Annotated in this window: 18 protein-coding genes; 15 read left to right on the plus strand and 3 right to left on the minus strand. The window is 43.8% G+C overall.

Translation table 11 applies throughout. From position 1 onward, the window contains the following. Window positions 1-91 precede the first annotated feature (91 nt). From MMAH_RS01525 to MMAH_RS01555, 7 genes are all read left to right on the plus strand, one after another. Complete coding sequence (locus MMAH_RS01525; protein WP_013036785.1) at window positions 92-1,570, plus strand: aminotransferase class I/II-fold pyridoxal phosphate-dependent enzyme; 1,479 nt, start codon at window positions 92-94, stop codon at window positions 1,568-1,570. Then, window positions 1,567-2,571 carry a cobalamin biosynthesis protein gene (locus MMAH_RS01530; protein WP_013036786.1) on the plus strand — a complete coding sequence of 335 codons (1,005 nt, stop codon included), beginning with the start codon at window positions 1,567-1,569 and terminating at the stop codon, window positions 2,569-2,571. The genes MMAH_RS01525 and MMAH_RS01530 overlap by 4 nt, the downstream gene beginning before the upstream one ends. A 13-nt stretch (window positions 2,572-2,584) precedes the next feature. Continuing rightward, a complete protein-coding gene (gene cobZ, locus MMAH_RS01535; RefSeq protein WP_013036787.1) occupies window positions 2,585-3,172 on the plus strand; it encodes an alpha-ribazole phosphatase CobZ in 588 nt (195 codons plus the stop codon). Continuing rightward, complete coding sequence (gene cobS / locus MMAH_RS01540) at window positions 3,169-3,996, plus strand: adenosylcobinamide-GDP ribazoletransferase (protein ID WP_013036788.1); 828 nt, start codon at window positions 3,169-3,171, stop codon at window positions 3,994-3,996. Before cobZ ends, cobS begins: the two co-directional genes overlap by 4 nt. Then, window positions 3,981-4,598 carry an NTP transferase domain-containing protein gene (locus MMAH_RS01545; protein WP_013036789.1) on the plus strand — a complete coding sequence of 206 codons (618 nt, stop codon included), beginning with the start codon at window positions 3,981-3,983 and terminating at the stop codon, window positions 4,596-4,598. Before cobS ends, MMAH_RS01545 begins: the two co-directional genes overlap by 16 nt. Window positions 4,599-4,611: 13 nt before the next feature. Continuing rightward, window positions 4,612-5,007 (plus strand): hypothetical protein, encoded by a 396-nt coding sequence (locus tag MMAH_RS01550; protein WP_013036790.1) that lies wholly within the window; start codon window positions 4,612-4,614, stop codon window positions 5,005-5,007. Between the two features lie 120 nt (window positions 5,008-5,127). Then, window positions 5,128-5,856 (plus strand): RAD55 family ATPase, encoded by a 729-nt coding sequence (locus MMAH_RS01555; protein ID WP_013036791.1) that lies wholly within the window; start codon window positions 5,128-5,130, stop codon window positions 5,854-5,856. An 11-nt stretch (window positions 5,857-5,867) separates the two neighbouring features. On the opposite strand, the gene radB is transcribed toward MMAH_RS01555, so the two are convergent. After that, window positions 5,868-6,545 carry a DNA repair and recombination protein RadB gene (gene radB / locus MMAH_RS01560; protein WP_013036792.1) on the minus strand — a complete coding sequence of 226 codons (678 nt, stop codon included), beginning with the start codon at window positions 6,543-6,545 and terminating at the stop codon, window positions 5,868-5,870. Between the two features lie 332 nt (window positions 6,546-6,877). Here radB and MMAH_RS01565 point away from each other — a divergent pair, with 332 nt between their 5' ends. From MMAH_RS01565 to MMAH_RS01585, 5 genes are all read left to right on the plus strand, one after another. Next, complete coding sequence (locus MMAH_RS01565) at window positions 6,878-7,132, plus strand: glutaredoxin family protein (protein WP_013036793.1); 255 nt, start codon at window positions 6,878-6,880, stop codon at window positions 7,130-7,132. 171 nt (window positions 7,133-7,303) lie between these two features. Then, entirely contained in the window at window positions 7,304-9,532 is a 2,229-nt protein-coding gene (gene nrdD, locus MMAH_RS01570; RefSeq protein WP_245526275.1) for an anaerobic ribonucleoside-triphosphate reductase, read from the plus strand. Further along, window positions 9,510-10,328: an anaerobic ribonucleoside-triphosphate reductase activating protein gene (locus tag MMAH_RS01575; RefSeq protein WP_013036795.1), complete on the plus strand. Its 819-nt coding sequence runs from the start codon at window positions 9,510-9,512 to the stop codon at window positions 10,326-10,328. Before nrdD ends, MMAH_RS01575 begins: the two co-directional genes overlap by 23 nt. Before the next feature lie 304 nt (window positions 10,329-10,632). Then, window positions 10,633-11,520: a thiamine-phosphate kinase gene (gene thiL / locus MMAH_RS01580; protein ID WP_245526238.1), complete on the plus strand. Its 888-nt coding sequence runs from the start codon at window positions 10,633-10,635 to the stop codon at window positions 11,518-11,520. 21 nt (window positions 11,521-11,541) lie between these two features. Next, the gene (locus MMAH_RS01585; RefSeq protein ID WP_013036797.1) at window positions 11,542-15,342 is read left to right on the plus strand and encodes an S-layer protein domain-containing protein; all 3,801 of its coding nucleotides are present in this window, start codon (window positions 11,542-11,544) and stop codon (window positions 15,340-15,342) included. Between the two features lie 40 nt (window positions 15,343-15,382). On the opposite strand, the gene MMAH_RS01590 is transcribed toward MMAH_RS01585, so the two are convergent. After that, entirely contained in the window at window positions 15,383-15,910 is a 528-nt protein-coding gene (locus tag MMAH_RS01590; protein WP_013036798.1) for a helix-turn-helix domain-containing protein, read from the minus strand. A gap of 170 nt (window positions 15,911-16,080) precedes the next feature. Between MMAH_RS01590 and MMAH_RS01595 the strand changes: the two genes are divergently transcribed. The 3 genes from MMAH_RS01595 (at window position 16,081) to MMAH_RS01605 (ending at window position 18,711) form a co-directional block, all read left to right on the plus strand. Then, the gene (locus MMAH_RS01595; protein ID WP_013036799.1) at window positions 16,081-17,091 is read left to right on the plus strand and encodes an ABC transporter substrate-binding protein; all 1,011 of its coding nucleotides are present in this window, start codon (window positions 16,081-16,083) and stop codon (window positions 17,089-17,091) included. An 84-nt stretch (window positions 17,092-17,175) separates the two neighbouring features. Continuing rightward, complete coding sequence (locus MMAH_RS01600; protein ID WP_013036800.1) at window positions 17,176-17,955, plus strand: ABC transporter permease; 780 nt, start codon at window positions 17,176-17,178, stop codon at window positions 17,953-17,955. Beyond that, window positions 17,956-18,711 carry an ABC transporter ATP-binding protein gene (locus MMAH_RS01605; RefSeq protein ID WP_013036801.1) on the plus strand — a complete coding sequence of 252 codons (756 nt, stop codon included), beginning with the start codon at window positions 17,956-17,958 and terminating at the stop codon, window positions 18,709-18,711. Window position 18,712: 1 nt separating this feature from the next. Here the strand turns inward: MMAH_RS01605 and MMAH_RS01610 are convergent, their stop codons facing one another. After that, window positions 18,713-19,153 (minus strand): bactofilin family protein, encoded by a 441-nt coding sequence (locus MMAH_RS01610; RefSeq protein ID WP_013036802.1) that lies wholly within the window; start codon window positions 19,151-19,153, stop codon window positions 18,713-18,715. Window positions 19,154-19,186: the final 33 nt, after the last annotated feature.

Genomic DNA, 19,186 nt, shown 5'->3' on the forward strand with positions numbered 1-19,186 from the left:
TGGTCTACAATAGACAGATTATTCTGCAGCATAGGAAACTCAATTTGATTAATTTAATATAGGTTCTATTCATTAGTTCATTTCGATTAACGTGTCTGGTAAGGGATTATGGAAAAAAAGTGTTGAATCAATCAGGAAACCTTTAGAAGATGGACATAGAATTGCCCTGGAAAAAGGTATTAGTGAAACAGCTATAATTGATTTTAGTTCGACATCCAATCCTATGGGCAGTCCCTTTGATCACCCGGGTTGCAAACTCTGTCTGGAAGATCTTTTTTCCCGTGTGGGATCCATGTATTCCCACTTCCATGATAATGAATATTCAGAATTAAGGGCCAGTGCTGCCAAATATTTTGGAAAAAATATTTCTGCTGATAACATTGTTCCTGCTCTGGGAGTTGAAGATGTAATACGCATGGTATCTTCCTCGGTAATTGAAACAGGGGATACCGTTATTCTGAGCAGGTCGCAGAACCCTGCCAATGAAAAACATTGTATAATCAGTGGTGGGGAAGTGAGGTATGTTTTTGAGGAGGATTTTAAAAACATATCATCAGATGTGCTTAACAAGGCAAAAATAATCCTGCTTACCAACCCTGACAATCTTTCAGGCCAGCTTTATTCAAAAAAGGATTTGATTTCTCTTCTACAACGCTGTAATGTCCATTCCACCCTGCTGGTGGTCGATGAAAGCCTGTTAGACTTAACAGACGTATCTGCCACTTTGGTTGATGAAGTACCTTCTGTTACCAATCTTCTGGTGATACGCTCCCTGAAAAACACCTTTTCCCTTCCCGGGGCAGGAATCTCTTTTGGTATTACTGATGTGGATTTTGCAACGATTCTGAACAGGGTCCGCAACTGCTGCAATATAGGGCCAATGGATGAAGCAGTTGCTCTGTCCTTGTTGGATATGCCTTCCGATATTGCGAATGATTATCTGACTGCTTCAAGACAATTTGTCCGGGAAAACCGCCAGTATCTTATGGAACGGCTGGGCAAGGTGCGCAGGTTCATACCACATGAAAGTAATACATCCTTTGTACTTGTTGATGTAAGCGCTGCGAGTCTCGATTCGGTCGAATTGACTCACAGGCTTGCTGAAAAGGGTCTTCTTGTAAGGGATTGTTCCTGCTTTTATTCCATGGATCGTAATTTTATCAGGGTCTCGGTGAGACCGAAAGAGGATACTGATAGGCTTGTGGAGGCTATAGGGACAGTCGTAGTTGACAGTGCCCGGGATAGTGCCATGGAGAACCTTAACCAGATACTGGACGAAGAACCCGTCAGGCCTCTTGGTGCTAACACGGCCTGTCCATATTATCCCTGCCATTTCAAGGGTCAGGATTGCACTTTCTGTTTTTGCCCCTTTTATCCCTGCGGGGATGAGCGCACAGGAGGCAGGTGGGTTTGTCGCTCAAGTGGAGGTAGGGTGTGGAGTTGTGAAAAATGTGGTCTGGTCCACAAAAAACAAAATGTACAGAAACTCCTTGATGTCCTCAAAGGTGAGGGGGAGATGGAAGACAAACTCAAAAAAGCCTGGGATGAGGTAATGGAGCCCCTATTATGATGGATTTTATTTTTGCCGGTTATATGCATATGATTTATGTGCTTTTATTTGCTGTGTTAATTGATCTTGCAGTAGGGGAACCTCCGGCTCGCCTGCACCCGGTGGTCTGGATCGGGACACTGATTGGCATTTTCAAAAAGTACATTCCTTCATCGGGAAGAAAAGCCTATGGTGTTTTCATGGGTCTTTCATGCATTCTTTTTGCATCCCTTATTGCCTATATTGTACTTTTAGTGTCGAGTCAATCCCTGGTGCCTGAACTTGTGGGTATAGTTATTGAAGCCTATTTCCTCAAAAGTACTTTTGCTATCCGCAGACTGTTATTTGCCGGAGAAGAAGTTGCATCATCTCTGGAAGTAGGGGCTCTGGAAGAGGCCAGAAAACAACTTTCTATGTATGTAAGCAGGGATACCTCAAAACTTAGTGGCTCCCATGTATCTTCTGCTGCCATAGAAACCGTATCCGAGAATTACGTAGATTCTATTCTCTCTCCCCTGTTCTATTATTCTGTAGCAGGCCCTTTCGGTCTGATAGCAGCTTATGCTTTTAAAGCCGTAAGTACCCTTGATTCCATGGTTGGTTATCGGGATGAAGCACATAGGGACGTCGGTTTCTTCTCGGCAAAACTGGATGATGTACTTAACTGGGTTCCTGCCCGGATTTCCCTGTTTTTCATCTGGCTGGCTGTATTTTTCCTGAATATAATGCCAAAAACTATGTCTTTTGATCCTTCAGGTGCCTGCTCCTGTTCAACTAATGATTGCAAGGTCCCGGATTCTCCCAATTCAGGATACCCAATGGCAGCAGTTGCCGGTGCTATAGGTGTGAAACTGGAAAAACCGGGAGTCTATGTGCTGGGACAGGGGCTTGCATCCCCGGGAGCGGAATCTATTAAAAAGGCAAACCGGCTTGTAGAAGGAGCAGCTCTTATATCTATAGCGTGCTTTTCGCTTGTAATTTATGTTTTTACAAATTTCATATGGAAATTATATATAATCTAATCAAAGTGATACAATGAAACTGTCTGATGTAGAATCCAGGAATATAAAAGGAGAACAGCCCGAAGAAGCTGATACCGGCTATACTTATGATATAATGGATATCCTGAAGGAAGAGGGTATTACTGAAGAGGTACTTGTGGAAGCTTCAATGGGACTTTACACACCTCACCCCGGAATCGAGACACGTGAAAAGGCAGAAGCCCTTTTTATAAGGGAACTTCGTCTTGCAATTTCTGATCCCAATCTTTGTATGCTGATCTATTCCGGTATCCTGCTTGAAAGAGAGGGTCGCAATGGGACACTGCCTAACATAAGTCGCGATTCCTATGAAAGGGACCTGACCTTCCTGATAGCTGATGAGGTACTGGGGATGAGCATTTCCAAATATATCAGTGGGGACAAGGGAATGTTTGAGTTTGTCAGGTTCGACAAACAAAAGCCGGGTATACTTGCAGAACTCGGTCCTTTCATGGATGATGTCATCGGTGGACTTATCGGAGGCGTTTCTGCCAATATGTATACCAGAGGAATGGCGGAGATTGGCAAATCCAAAAATAAAGATGACGACGAAAAACATGGCGGTGGTGTGATAGCCGGATGAGCGGATTACTACTCGCAGTCAGGACGGGTTTTGGTTTCTTATCGACAATTCCCGTGGGAATTACCATGGAAGGCCTTGATGAGCTGGTTAAACGAAGTTACCTGTTTGTCTTTACAGGCATTGTACTGGGTCTTTTGATTGGCATGTTTACAGGAATTGTGGAGTATGTGTTCCCCGCAAATATTTCCGCAGCCCTGGTTATTGTTTTTATTTATTATCTAACAGGCCTCAATCATCTGGATGGCCTGGCGGATTTTGGTGACGGGTGTACGGCTCACGGTTCTCTTGAAAAGAAGATCAAGGCCCTTAAGGATATGTCGCTGGGTATAGGCGGGGTGGCATATTGTGTCATAGGTCTGATTTTGCTCTATGCCAGCATTTCCTCTCTTCAGCAGCAGATATACATTACCGGGACAATATCATCGCTACCACAGTGGACACTTTTGCCCCTATCCCTGCTTGTGGCGGAAATCGGTGCTAAACAGGGTATGCTCACAATAGCAGCTTTTGGCAAATCCATCCATGAAGGCCTGGGTTCCATGGTGATCGATAAGACGGACGTCGGTAAATATCTGGCTGGCCTGGCAATGGGTGGTGTTGTATCTGTCCTCAGCCTGGGTTTAATCGGCCTGATAGGTTTTGTGGCAGCCATATTGGGGGCTTTCGGGGTTCTCAATGTTTCTAACAGGCATTTTGGTGGTGTCAATGGGGATTGTATAGGTACCGCCAATGAAATTGCCAGACTTACCTCTTTGATTGCCATTACTCTGGCGCTAATTGCCATCAATGCAGGATACGGAGGTCTTTCATGGATGCTTTTATAATGGCCGGTGGACAGGGTTTGCGCCTGGGTATGGGCGAGAAACCCTGTGTGGATATTCTGGGTAAACCCATGATATGTTATGTTGTGGATGCCCTGGAGGAGTCAGAAAGCATTGGTGATGTTTATGTGACAGTATCTCCTTTCACCCCTCACACCGAAGAAGTTATAGAAAATCGTTATGGGGGCAATGTCAAAACCATTGATACTGCCGGTGATAATTATGTTGGTGATATGGTTTATGCTGTGGAACAGGCTAACGTTGCAGAACCCCTGATGGTAATCATGTCTGACCTGCCCCTGATAACAGCCGATCTTATTGATTCCATTGTGGAGGAATACTACAGGTGTGGAAAACCTTCAATGTCGGTATTTATACCCCTTTCCCTCTGTAAAAAAGTGGGTCTGCGTCCGGATACCGTTTTCAACTGGAGTGGAAACCTTATAGTTCCCACTGGAATAAATATCCTTGACGGAAGCAAAATCCGGGAGGAACAGGAATATTATAATTATCTACTGGAAGACCCTGAAGTAGCCCTGAATGTCAATACTGCAGAGGATTTGCAGCGCTGCACTGATATTCTGGAAAAAAGGCAGAATAAATAATTCGGGGTTCTCTATGACAAATTGTGTCAATATTAAGGGCAAGGATTATTCTCTGGAGACACTGCGGCTTATTGTGGGTACGCAGAATCTGGATCTCACAAATTCTTTTGCTGAAGAATATCTCCTGTTGTGTGAAGTTGTGGACAATCCTTTTATTCTTCCTTTTTTCCTTGAAAAATTCTATACTATGGACATAAAGGACCCTGAAAATTTCCGGTTGGCGCTGTGGAGGGTACAGGTTGATTCTGACCTGCGTCTTGGAGAGGACATAAGTAAACATCAGCAACGCAGTTATGTTACGCGCACACTGGAAAAATTGCTTTTCAGTGAGGTGTTGCTTGAAGTTGTCACAGAGCCGGATACTTCTGATGGAAGTGGTTTTTTGTTAACTTCCGGGGAAGATACATGAATTTTTATAGCAGGAATCCCTTATTTTATATGTAAATAAATTCCATTGTGATTAATCACAGGTGGACATTTTTGCTATTATGTTCTAATTAAATTGTGAAATATTTATAAGGTGTTTCAAATGGAGGAAACGGCAATTCCTGAAAGGGTTAGTACTGGTATTAGTGGACTGGATGAGATGCTCAAAGGCGGGTATTTTAAAGGTACTGCAAACGTTGTTTCCGGGAAATCAGGTACCGGTAAAACGATTTTTGGATCCCAGTTCATTTATGAGGGGGCAAAGAACGGGGAGAAGGTGATGTGTATAATCACATCGGAAGAATCCAAATCCATTGTTCGGGAAATGAAAGCATCCTTTGATTGGGATTTCAAGAAACTTGAGGATGATGGTTTACTTTCTTTTGTCGATATTACTGACCCGGGACTGCGTCTCCAGAAAAGTGTGGAAATCGCACCCTCAGAGCTTATCAAGAGTTTCAAAAAACTTATTGAAAGCAAGCTTGATGAGGTGCAGCCTCAGAGGGTATTCATTGATTCAATTGAGGCCCTTTTCCTTGCCATTGAGTCAAATTACAAACTGAGGACCCTGATAGATGATGTGTTTGGTGTCCTGCGCAGCCGTGAGGTAACTTCTGTCATTTCAGTTGGTAAGATGTTTGATCTTGATGCGATGGTGGAATATGGTGCGGATTCAGTAATCAAACTGGAACGTGTCAGGGTGGGTAATAATCTTCAGCGTACCATCTTTGTTATGAAATTGAGAGGTTCAAGCACGATCAATGAGGTGCGTGTGCTTAATATTTCGGATAATGGTATGTCGGTGCTTGCCCAGTCTCCGTATCTGGAGTAAATCTTCTTATTTTACTTCAGTCCTTCCTGGGTTATTGTGAATTCCCTGCTCAATCCTTCCGGACGGGAGCGATGTTTGAGCAGGTTGGCTTTTCTTTTATTTTCACCTGTGCGCTCAAGCTGGATTATGGTTTTTGACATATGTTCGACCGTACTGCCGCCAACAGGTTTCAGTTTGCCCGTTCCTATGTCTGAATAGACCTGGTTTGTGATAACAACTACAATTCCTCTCTTGCGGGCCAGGCCGTGCAGATAGCCAATCTGATTGGCAAGTTCTCTGCGAGTGCGGATACTTTTCTCTTCATCTTCAAGGCCAAAACGGTAATAAGCAGTTGCTGAGTCAACAATTATAAGTCCGATGTTCTGGGCACTTATTTTCTCTATCTCGTGGATTGCAGAGTACTGTTCCTCGAAACTGTGGGGTTCGTAGATGATTATGTTCTGGGCAATTTCCCTGGCATTTTCACCTGCGATCTGCCTGAACCTCTCCGGTGATATTGCCTCAGTATCAACAAGGATTGCTTTTTTGTTATTATTTACACAATAGACTGCAAGCTGGAGGCAGAGGTTTGTCTTTCCGCTCCCGGATTCTCCGTATATCTGGGTCACAACTCCCGGTTCGAATCCTCCTCCAAGAAGTTCATCTATGGGCTTGCATCCTGATGTAAGTAAGTCGGTTATATTGCACACCTCAATTGGTTCAAGTTATTGCTATTATCGGTGTTTAGGTTATACGTCTTTTGGAAAAGTTCTTCTTTTTTATTTGTTACCATATCGGATAATACAGCAAAATTCGGAGTTTCGTATTGTTTCATTGTATATCATATTTGTTATCAAATACTATTCGGTGTATTCAGACATAGGGTGAAAAAGCATTATAAATGAATGAATCCTATTTCGTATCTACTTACTGCGGGAAGTCAGTAGTTTAGGGGAAATCGGGATCTGATCCATGATTGTTGATTCCTTTCTATCTTCTTTGGCTCTCCTGATTGTGTTTATTGTTGCAAGGATGTAATATAATGTCTGAAATTATTGTCTATACCACCGATGTCTGCCCGAAATGTGCCCGTCTGAAAGCGACGCTAAAAGAGAATAATGTACAGTTTGAAGAAGCAGATATGACCTCTGCGGAAGCACTTACAGAACTGCGCATAAATGGTGTCTTTACAAGTGAAGCACCAGTATTGCAGATAGGGGATGATTTCCTTACATCTGACAACATATTCAAAGGTAGTGATGTGGATATGGACGTCCTTCAGGATTGGATTTACTAAATTAAATGGGGGCTTAATATGGATTCTATGGCAGAAGAAATTGAAAAGAAAGTGAAAAATACCGATATAAGCGGTGTCCCTGAGGACACCACCACTTCGTCCAATATTGTTGAAAAAACGTCCGAATCATCTCCAAGACAGCAGACCCTTGACGGTAGTTTTGTTTCAATCATGCCTAAAGTCAGGACCACTGATGGGCATATGGTTGAATGGGACCGCAATATCGTTGTAAACCAGTTGCTGAAAGAAACCTCTCTCAGTGAACGTTTCCATGGTATCCCGGCCGTTACTCGCGATGAGGCCCTTGTCATAGCAAAGGAAACGGAAAAAAGGATTCGTAGTATGAACCTCAGGTTCCTTTCCGGCCCGCTCATCAGGGAAGTTGTTAATATGGTCCTGATTGAGCGCAATGATGTGGAATGGCGTAATATTTCCACCAGGGTAGGTACTCCTGTTTATGATGCCTGCGAGATCGATATGGGTACCGGCTTTGAAGCCAAGGAAAATGCCAATCTCCAGGAGAATGCGGAAACCTCCCATAAGAAGAAAGCCGATAAGATCTCTAAGGAACAATATCTTTTACTCCTGCCACCCAAACTTTCCGACCTTCACCTGAATGGTGATTTGCATATCCATGACCTGGAATACATGGGAACCCGGGCTTTCTGTCAGGACTGGGATTTGAGGTATTTCTTCTATTATGGTCTCATGCCGGATGGTTCCGGTGCCAAGGCCAGTGTTGCAGGTCCTGCAATGAAAGCCGAAGTCGCGGTGCTTCATGCGGTAAAAGCTCTGGGTAGTGCCCAGACGAATTTTGCCGGCGGTCAGGGATTTTATAACTTCCTTACGTTCCTTGCGCCATTTTTAGAGGGTAAGTCCTACAAGGAGATCGAACAGCTGATGCAGATGTTCGTTTATGAGATGACTCAGATGATGGTAGCCCGGGGAGGACAGCTCGTCTTTTCCTCCGTACAGCTTTCTCCCGGGGTTCCAAAACTCTGGAGAGATAAACCTGCAGTTTATCGCGGACGTGTCTGGGATGGTTCTGATGGTAGTGACGTTAGGGTTTATGGTGAGTATGAAAGGGAGGTCCGTCTTGGCTTCCAGGCGCTTATGAATGTCATGCTTGAAGGTGACTACTGGGGTAAACCCTTTAATTTCCCCAAACCGGAGATATCCATTGAGCCTGATTTCATGGAAGAGGACGAGATGTTCAATCGTGCCCATCCGGAACTTCCGACCTATGATGATCTTTATAACCTGACATTCGAACTTACCGCCAAGTTTGGTACTCCTTACTTTGATAACCAGCTTCCTCCTTACAGGGGTGCAGGTGAAGGAATCTCCTGTTACCAGTGCTGTGCCTATCAGTTTTCTGCAAATGCAGAAGATGATGATGAATTTGAAGAAAAGCTCAACTTCACGGACGGAAAGCACTTTTCCATGGGTTCATGGCAGGTTGTTTCCCTGAATTGCCCAAGGGCTGCCTACGAGGCACAGGGGGATGACAAGGAACTATTTGCAAGGCTTAAGGGTTTGATGGACAGGGCAATTGAGGTATTCCATACCAAACTCAAATGGATGACCCCGATCATTGAATCCGGCAGGATGCCTTTTGCCACCCAGCAGCCCAAGGACCCGGTTACCGGCAAGAAAGGTGCTGTTGCTGTTGATATGGATAGTCTTGTGTTTACCATCGGTGTGGTGGGTATCAATGAGATGGTCCAGTACCATACAGGTTCCCAGATGCATGAGTCAAAAGAGGCTTTCAAGGTTGCTGTCAGGGCAATGACAGAAATGGAAATGCATGCCCGCAAGATCTCTGAGGAACATGGAATTGAGATAGCCCTTGCAAGAACACCTGCTGAAACCACCTGCCAGAGATTTGGTGTTTCTGACCTGCTTCATGATGAGTACAGGGAAAAGGCTGCTTCGGTTCTCAAGGGAGATGTGGAATCCTCGGTTTCCAGACTCAAGGAAACACACGATTTGCCTGTGTATTACACTAATGGTACACATGCACCACCGGGCGCAGACCTGTCCCTGATGGAGCGGATCAATGTGGAGCATGTGTTCTTCCCGATTGTTGATGGGGGTAATATCATGCACATCTGGCTTGGTGAAGGTTCTCCCGATGCAAAGGGACTGAAAGACTTTACAATGCATCTTGCACGCAACACCCAGACCGGCTACTTTGCTTTTACAAAAGATATGACCGTCTGTATGAATGATTTCCATATGATGTCCGGGTTACAGGATTGTTGTGAGAATTGTAATTCAGATAATGTGGAGCACCTTTCCAGGGTAACCGGTTATATCCAGTCTGTAGGCGGATGGAATGCTGCCAAGAAACAAGAACTTGCGGACAGGATGAGATATGGCTCCCCGGACATGCGTTAAAGATTTCGAGGTAAACTTTGGGGACTATGTTCCCCTTTCTACCCTCGATTGGCCGGGCAAGGCCTCAGTAGTTTTCTTTTTAAGGGACTGTCCTTTCAGGTGTCCCTACTGCCAGAACTATTCTATCTTGAATGGTTATGAGCTGGTCGAAAGTTCCCAGATCAGACAGTTGATGGAAACCTCCCGTCCGTTTGTAAGTTCTGTGGTAATCTCCGGTGGTGAACCCCTGCAACAGGAGAAGGCAGTTTCCGGAATCGCTCAAATGGCCAGGGATATGGGGCTTCTGGTCGGGATACATACCAATGGTGTACACACTGATGTTTTAGAAGACCTTATTGAAAATGAATTGGTTGATGGTGTTTTTATCGATGTCAAAGCCTCTCTTGAAAATGCCGAGGATTATGGCAGGATGATCGGCTATGGTTCCTATCCTGCTGTGACAATTTCCCCGTTAGATGCTGTGAATAATGTACAGCGTTCCATAAAAATGGCTGCAGAGAACAAACTCCTGCAGGAATTAAGGACAACCGTGCTGCCGGGCTTTATGGATAAACCCGAGGATATTGAATCAATTGCTTCTTCTATTGTAAAATGTGCTGGCAGGGATATTCCTTATTTTATCCAGCAGGGTGAAACGGAACATTCAATGGACAGGAACCTGAGGGAACTGTCTCCCTTGAGCCGGGATGAACTTTTATCCCTGGGTAATGCTGCAACTCCTTTCCTGAATAATGTCTGTATACGTACAGGCAAAAATGGTACTGAAAAAATAACTTCAAACCAATCTGTAGCTTAAGTAAGTTCTTTATATGTGCCGGCAGTACCTTTTATAATGTATGTTTATGAGAAGCATGCCTGCTGAATCATTGCCTGTCCTGCAGGTAGTTGATTTAAAGGTGTGATTTCTGGCTTTTTCCGATGTCTTCTGATTTGATAAACCAGAACATTCGTATTGATTATATGATGCGAAGGCAGGCATTGGATATTTCCGGAGGTTTCGATGGTATCAACGATAAAGGATATTGATGAACGCGCATTTATCGCACAGCTGGCTTCAGTTTTTGGCAGGGGAAAAGATGAATTAAAGGTGCCTGCCGGGGATGATGACTGCAGTCCTTGAATTTGGCGGGGAGTACCTTGTGGTTACTACGGACATGTTGCACCAGAAGACCGACTTTCCCGATACAATGACTCCCTGGCAGATCGGCTGGATGGCTGCTGCGGTGAATTTCAGTGATATTGCTGCAATGGGCGGCCAGCCTCTGGGTTTGCTTGCAGCTGTGGGCTATCCCCAAAACATGTCTCTGGAAGACGCCGGGGAAATCGCCCGGGGAATGCGAGATTGTGCAGAATTCTGTGGCACTTCGGTAATCGGGGGAGATGTGGATTCCCATGAGGAACTTACTGTCACAGGAACTGCCATGGGCAGGGTTTCCAAAGAAGAACTTCTCACCCGCAAAGGCGCAAAACCGGGTGACCTGCTCTGTGTTACTGCCACCCTGGGAGGAGCCGGGGCAGCCCTGGAGGCCTATCTGAAAAATATGAATGTTGATGATGATTTCATGAAACCCCTGCTGGAACCGGTCCCCCGGATTGCCGAGGGCAGAAAGCTTGCAAAAAGCGGTGCTGTGACCTCTGCCATGGATACCAGCGACGGGCTGGCACTGTCGCTGTATGATCTTGCATCTGTTAATAAAGTGGGATTTGTCCTGAAGGAAGAATCCCTGCCAATAGACAAGCGTGTGTTTGAGATTGCTACAAGCAAGAAAGAAGCCCTGGAAATGGCACTGTATTCAGGCGGGGATTTCGAGTTATTGGTAACGGTTTCAAAGGATAAGTTCAAAGCGTTACAGGCCGAATCTTATTTAACTGTTGTAGGAGAAGTTGTTGACATTGATGGGGCTATTAGTTTGATTGGCAAAGATGGGGCAAACTTTGCTATTGATCGAAAAGGTTATTTACATATGGGAACATCTGATCAGATATGATTATACAAAGGAGATTATGGTATGAAAACCGGATTTAAGATTTTATTGATAGGATTTATGATTATTGGAATGGGTTGTGGAGTGGCAGCTGCAGAGTCGGCACCTAACGCTTCTGTAACTAACGTATCTTCTGATGTTGATAGTGCTACAATAGATTTCAATGTAAATCAGAGTGATGCTTCGACTCGCATTGCCTACGGTATTTCTAATTCCCTTTCCTCTTGGTCTGATTGGAATTATGAAGATTCTAATAGTCGCAGTATTGTTCTTTCAGAATTAAATGATGGGACCATGTATTATTACAGCGTTTATGCTTACAATGGTACTAATGATAGTTTTGTGTATAATACCACGATTTCTACATTTAACACAGATTCTCCAACTGCACCTAACGCTTCTGTAACTAACGTATCTTCTGATGTTGATAGTGCTACAATAGATTTCAATGTAAATCAGAGTGATGCTTCGACTCGCATTGCCTACGGTATTTCTAATTCCCTTTCCTCTTGGTCTGATTGGAATTATGAAGATTCTAATAGTCGCAGTATTGTTCTTTCAGAATTAAATGATAGGACCATGTATTATTACAGCGTTTATGCTTACAATGGTACTAATGATAGTTTTGTGTATAATACCACGATTGCTACGCTTAACACGACTTCTCCAACTGCACCTAACGCTTCTGTAACTAACGTATCTTCTGATGTTGATAGTGCTACAATAGATTTCAATGTAAATCAGAGTGATGCTTCGACTCGCATTGCCTACGGTATTTCTAATTCCCTTTCCTCTTGGTCTGATTGGAATTATGAAGATTCTAATAGTCGCAGTATTGTTCTTTCAGAATTAAATGATGGAACCATGTATTATTACAGCGTTTATGCTTACAATGGTACTAATGATAGTTTTGTGTATAATACCACGATTGCTACGCTTAACACGACTTCTCCAACTGCACCTTCAATTTCTGATATATCTTCATCTAATATTGGTGGTGACCGCGCTACGATAAATTATGTAGTTAATCAGAGTGATGCACCTACCAGAATTGCTTACGGTACTTCTTCTGATCTGTCTTCTTATGAATGGTCAGGTTGGTTTAATGATTCAACAGTTCACAACGAGACCATTTCAAATTTGAATGGATCTACGAAGTACTATTACAGCATTTATGCTTACAATGAAAGCAACAATAGTGTATTTTACAATTCATCTATAGAAAGTTTCACAACAATTTCTAATTGGGGAGACCGTATTTGGGATGAAAAAGCAAACCAGTCCAATAAATACACATGGGATGGTCGCAGTTTCTCCGGCTTCTACTATGATCTTGACACAGGTGACACATCCGAATCCATGACAATCACCATTGATGGTCGCAGAATAGATGATGGAGATCTTGTCTATACTACAAAACCCATCGACAAGGAGTTTGAATTTGGCTCCTGGGGAGAGTATCAGATAATCGGATTCATGGCAGAGAGATATTTTGCCGGCTATTCTGTAAATACTTCCAGCGATGTTACAGGTGATGATGTCAGTCTGATTTCTGACGGTGTCCTATCAAAGGTTTTGATAGATACAGACGATGATGAATCTGTCTACTCCGGATCATCTCTCACTCTTGAAGAAGGCTATTCTCTCAACATCAAACAGGTTGATGTGAATGGTGATAGTGTATGGATAAGTCTTACTAAAGATGGGGATGAGGTCGATGATGCAATTCTTTCCTCCGATGAAACCTATGTTTATGAAAAGGATCTTGGGGGAGTAGATGATGTTCCTGTAATTGCCGTACACATTGATGATGTATTCAGCGGTACTGAGACAAACGCTGTTTTCATAGATGGCATCTTCCAGATTTCAGATGACTATGTGGAAGTAGACAGAGGAGATGAATTTGGTGAAATGGAAGTAACGTCTCTTTCTTCTACTGAAATAAAGATGGAAAATGAAGACTCTATAAGTCTTGATGAAGGTGACATTATTGACATCATGGGCAAACTCAAATTCATAGTAGCAGACGATAATGATGTATTGAGATTTGCACCTTTTGTTGACATGTCCGAACCCGGCACCTATGAACTCAGGGGTACCATTGCTGAAGATGAAGGATTCAGCTGGACACCTCTTAATTTTGAAGGGTTCTATTATGATATCGATGAAGGATTAAGAAGTGAGTCTCTCAATGTGACTAATTATAATGGCCGGAATATAGACGCAGGCGATCTAATCTATAAATCCACTCCTGTAGAAGTCGAGTTTGAATATGGGCCATGGGGTAAATACAATGTGATAGGTTTCATGGCCGAGAAATACTTCGCCGGTTACTCTGGTGATACAAGTGATGACATCACAGATGATACTATAAGCCTCATGTCCAGCGGTCAGCTCTCTAAGGTCCTCATAGACGATGACGATGAAAAATCGGTTTATACAGGCTCTTCCCTGATTCTGGAAGAAGGTTATGCTCTCAACATCCGGGAAATTGATGTCAACGGTGACAGGGTAATGATTCAGCTGACTCAGGATGGCGACAATATTGAGTCAGCTATAGTATCTTCCGATGATGAATATGTCTATGAGAAAGATGTCGGTGATGAGGACGATGTACCAATAATTGTTGTTCATTTCAATGAAATATTCAGCGGTACCGAAACCAGTGCCGTATTCGTTGAAGGCATCTTCCAGATTTCTGAAGATTATCTGGAAGTTGAAGATGGAGATGACTTTGGAGTAATGACCGTTGATAGTACAAGTGGAAGCATTATCCTTGAAAACGAAGATAACATCGACCTTGATGAAGGTGACACCATAGACATCATGGGTGAGATCAAATTCAAGGTTGCCGATGACAGCAGTACTGTCCGTTATTACCCATTCGTTGAAGTGGAAACAAAACCCTATGACTCACTGGACATTGACATCGAACCAACCACAGTTGTCGAAGGTGATGAGATCACTTTCACAGTAACATCCCGTGGGGCTGCTATCAGGGACGCATCAATACTCATCCATGGTGACAGGGTCGGAATCACTTCAGATGAAGGTGTTTTCGAGTATGATGCTGATGATGCGGGTAAGTTTACTGCAACAGCTGAAAAGGAAGGTTATGTTTCATCAAAGGGCAATTTCGAAGTGATTTCCCCGGATGATGAGAGCAAAAAGATCAGTATCGAAGTTTCCCCGGAGGAAGTCTTTGAGGGTACACCGATAACAATCTCTGTGGTCAAGGCGATCGGCTCTGAACCACTGGAGGGTGCCGAGGTATTCTTTGATGGCAAATCCCTGGGTGAAACCGATGAGGATGGCACGATAACCTACAATCCCAAAGAGCCCGGTACACACAAGATCGAGGCCAAGGTTGATGGTTACCTTGATGCGGAATTGAATATCAAGGTCAATGAACTGGCAGCAAACTTCGAATTCAGTAACCTGAGGATTGATCCACTGCCTGCCACTGCCGGTGAGGAATTCACGGTGATGCTTGATTCGATCAACACAGGTAATGCAGAGGGTAGTTACACTGTCGAGTTATCGATCAACGACAATGTGGTCGACAGCCAGGAAATAACTCTCGGACAGAACAATTCCACAACCATTGAATTCACCTCTACTGCAGGTGAACCGGGTACCTATCTTGTAAAGGCAGGCGGCCTGTCAACAACCATGGATGTGGAAGAGGGAACCAGTATTGTATGGTATGTGCTTGGAGGCCTTGTCCTTGTACTTGGTGGAGGTGCAGCCTACATATTTGCCACAGGCGGAACTGCCAAATTCGCTGAGATCGCAGAATCCCTGCGTTCCAGGCTGGGCAGGTAAAACCAGAATATGAGCGCTTACAAAAGCGCTCTTCTTTTTGTTATTCCATTTCCATTTTTCGTGCCACATTCTCGATTGCCTCGAGAAGACTATCCCTTGGCATAATGGTTGATACGGGTATTTTGATAATTTTTTCTACCGTAGGGCTTACGATAGGTGCGCAAACAAGTGCCCTTGCTCCTTCCCTTTCAGCCCTCACAGCTGCGATGATTGCTTCTTCCATGGAGGTAGCCGCATATTCACGTATGGTGCACAGGTTTCCATGAATTTTCCTTTTTGTCTCTTTAATATTATCCAGTACCGGACGGGACGCTATAACGGCTATGAATTCCCCGCCCTCGTATCCTTCCAGTTTCTTAATGGTCTTCACTATCTGGCGCATCGTGCGTAAATTGGGTTCCCGGTTGCCGGACATAAGTTTGTAAAGGGTACTTGGTGGAATGGAAGAATGCTCGGAAAATTCTATAGCTGTAAGGCCCAGGTCTTCCTTGATGACCTTCAATAAAGTATGCTGGAACGCTTCATCGGATTCAAATGCTGATTCGATAACTTTGTCTGCAATACTCATTTTCCTATCTCCATTTATTTATAGCATTAAAAGGTAATGATGGATGGTATATTAATACTTTTAGGACATAATATAGCGGTACAAGGCAAGTTTTAAATAATGTCTCGGTGAAATTTACAATATTGACTATATAGTAGACTATAGTGATAAATATAAAAAGGTGGATCATAATGAAAAAAATAAGTAAAATACTATTCCTCATACTTGTTGTGGCAGGTTCTGTCTTCCTTGCAGGCTGTGCTTCTCAGGATGGAGATGGCACAGAAGAGGCGGCGGACGTGACCACTCTTAACATAGGTTATCAACCCAGTACCCATCAGCTTTCCTATATGACAGCAAGGGAAAAAGGATGGTGGGAAGAGGATCTTGCTTCCTATGGTGTGGAAGAAGTGAAAGAATATGAATTTCCGACCGGTGCTCCTGAAATGCAGGCAATGCTTGCAGGAGACCTGGATGTGGCCTATGTCGGCGCTGCACCATTCATATCAGCCTTGAGTAACGGTCTTGATGCCAAAGTAGTTGCAGGCGTGAATTCCCAGGGATCCGATCTTGTATTGCGTCCTGAACATTCCTATGAAGGTCCTGAGGATCTCAAGGGATTGAGCATCGCAACGTTCCCGCCAGGTACAATTCAGGATACAATTCTGCGTGACTGGTTGAAAGATAATGGTGTAGATCCTGATGATGATGTTGATATAAAGCCGATGGGCCCCGGTGATGCCATCTCTGCAATTTCCGCAGGCCAGATTGATGCTGCATTCCTTCCCCACCCTGCTCCAACACTGATTGAACAGGAAGGTAACGGCAGGTCTGTTGTATATTCCGGTGAAATGCTACCTGACCATGCATGCTGTGTGCTTGTTGTAAGTGGAAACCTGATACGCAATCATCCAGAAATGGTAACCGAGATTGTAAATACCCACATAAAAGCCACAGATTATAATCTTGAAAATCAGGATGAAGCTGCACAGATATTTGCAGAAAGACAGGGATGGGAAGTTAATGTGGTCCGTACTTCCATTGATGAATGGGATGGCCAGTGGATTGCTGACCCTGCCATAATTGCAGATTCCACTGTGGATTATGCACAGGTGCAGTATGAACTTGGTTATGTCAATGAAAAGTTTACCCGGGAAGACATATTTGATATGAGCTTCTATGAACTGGCCATAACTGAGTAAAATAAACAGCAACCTTTTTAAAGACCTGTTGATTATAGGTCGCCGGAAGTGGAGGCTATTCCTCCACACATTTCCGGAGGTATCATGAAAACCAAACCGGTTTCAAAAAAAGGCATAGAAATCATTTCCCTGGTAACAGCCATTATTTTATGGCAACTTTTAGCTGATCTTGTTATAGGGAATACCTTCATTCTTCCAAGTTTTACAGATGTAGTTTATGCTTTCATCACAATAATCGAAAGGGGAGTTCTGTTCACCGATCTTACGATAAGTCTGCTGCACTTTGGAATAGGTATCATTTCGGCTCTTGTTATAGGTGTCCCAATCGGGATTGCAATGGGATGGTTCCATAATGCAGACAGGGTAGCAGATCCCCTGATTGAGATTGTGCGCCCGATTCCTCCTCTTGCATGGATTCCCTTTGCAATTGTGTGGTTTGGTCTGACTCACATATCTGCCGGATTTGTAGTTTTTGTAGGAGCCGTTTTCCCGATTATTATCAATACATTGACCGGTTTCAAAAGTGTTTCAAAAGTTTATGTGGAAGCCGGCAAGGTGCTGGGTTGTATGAAAAGTACCTCTCTTATTCGTTATATTGCACTACCCTATTCACTGCCCTCTATAGCTGCAGGCATAAGAATTGCCATGGGTGTTGGCTGGATGTGTCTGGTAGCAGCTGAGATGTTCGGTGTCAGTAAAAACGGTCTGGGATACAAGATATGGTGGCATTATTATCTTCACCAGATGGATTTTGTGCTGGTCTACATGCTCATTCTGGGCTTTTTGGGGCTATTGATAGATCGTGTTTTCCGCTGGTATGTGGACGGGAAATTGCTTAAATGGAGAAAAGGAGTCGTTGTTTAAATGGGCAGACTTGTGATTGAGAATGTGGGGCAGAGTTTTGAGAAGGATAAGGGTGAGTCTACCGATGCTCTCAAAGATGTGAACTTTGAGGTAAAAGATGGTGAATTTGTCTGTATCATTGGGCCATCAGGTTGTGGAAAAACTACCCTTTTGCGCATTGTTGCCGGATTGGACAGGGCGGATTCGGGCAGGATCCTACTGGATGGTGAGACGATAACTTCTCCCGATCCACGCAGGGGGATGGTCTTTCAGGAATATTCATTGTTCCCCTGGAGAACGGTTATAGACAATGTGACATTTGGTCTGGATATGAGTGGTATGGATAGGAAAGAATCCAGGAAGATTGCTGAAGAATATCTGAGGCTTGTAGGCCTTGAACAGTTCCGGGACAGTTATCCTTACGAACTTTCAGGAGGAATGAGACAAAGGATCGCTATTGTCAGGGCCCTTGCAAACGATCCTGCAGTTTTGCTTATGGATGAGCCTTTTGGGTCCCTTGATGCCCAGACACGCAATAAACTCCAGCAGGAACTGTTACAGATATGGGAATCTAAGAAGATAACAATTCTTTTTGTAACACACAGTGTGGATGAAGCAGTTTATCTCTCCGACAGGATTGCTGTTATGACTTCCCGTCCCGGGCGAATAAAGGAAATGGTTGATGTCGATCTACCTCGTCCCAGGGACAGGACAAGTATCTCTGCAAATAAACTGCGTAACAGGCTGCTGAAAATGCTGGCTGAAGAAAATAAATAACTCATTCAGAATGTACGATTACTTTCGTGCCTGATTCTATACTTTCAACATTGACTTTACCAATAAGTTCCAGTTCTTTTTTTGCCCTTACAAACTTTATATTGCAACCAGGCCGTACTTTCATCCAGCCATCTGTAATGGCGTGGCCACCGATTGTGCAACGATCAAGCAGAGTCGCATTCCTGCTGGCATAAATATCCCCGTCTACCCTGCAATTTGGGCCCAGTATCACTTCTTCTGCATGGAGATTTCCTCTCACAACTGTACCCTTGCCAAGTTCTACGTTGCCGGCAACTTTCAGATTTTTCCAGAAATTAGTATCTGATCCTGTAATGAGATTTCCATCCAGGCTTATATTTTGCTCAAAATAGGACTTTTTCCGGAGAATGTAGGTATTACTCTGTGGATGGAATTTCATGATATTCTCATTGTCTTCATTCATGGTTTCAATATTATAAATGGCTTGTATTTTAGC

Source organism: Methanohalophilus mahii DSM 5219 (genome assembly GCF_000025865.1).
Lineage (GTDB): Archaea > Halobacteriota > Methanosarcinia > Methanosarcinales > Methanosarcinaceae > Methanohalophilus > Methanohalophilus mahii.